Annotated in this window: 1 pseudogene; it reads left to right on the plus strand. The window is 49.2% G+C overall.

From position 1 onward, the window contains the following. Positions 1-642, plus strand: a pseudogene (locus EHW67_RS20605) (hypothetical protein); the annotation flags it as partial.

Raw genomic sequence — 642 nt, forward strand, 5'->3', positions numbered from 1 at the left:
ACAAGGTATTGGTTACGGATGCAGTGGGTACTGTGGCCTGGGTAGATAGGTCCAGCTTTGATGCCATTGCGGATCAAGTAACGATTACTGGTGTAGGTACTGCTGCGGATCCCTTTAAGGTAGAGGACCTTTCCATAGTAACGGCCAAACTGGCCGATAAGGCGGTGACCACCGTGAAATTAGGTGACGATGCTGTTACCAATGCAAAATTGGCCGATGATGCGGTACAGACAGAAAACATATTGAACGGAACCATTCTTACAGAGGACATGGCTTCGGGAGGAAACGATAAGGTATTGGTTACGGATGCAGTGGGTACTGTGGCCTGGATAGATAGGTCCAGCTTTGATGCCATTGCCGACCAGGTAACGATTACCGGTGTAGGAACTGCTGCGGATCCTTTCAAGGTAGAGGATCTTTCCATAGTTACGGCCAAACTGGCCGATGGGGCGGTGACCACCGTGAAATTAGGTGACGATGCTGTTACCAATGCAAAATTGGCCGATGATGCGGTACAGACTGAAAATATACTAAGTGGTGGTAACGATAAAGTTTTGGTTACCGATGCAGTGGGTACTGTGGCCTGGGTAGACAGGTCCAGCTTTGATGCCATTGCGGACCAGATAACGATTACCGGTGTAG

This window comes from Arenibacter aquaticus, from assembly GCF_003957295.1.
Lineage (GTDB): Bacteria > Bacteroidota > Bacteroidia > Flavobacteriales > Flavobacteriaceae > Arenibacter > Arenibacter aquaticus.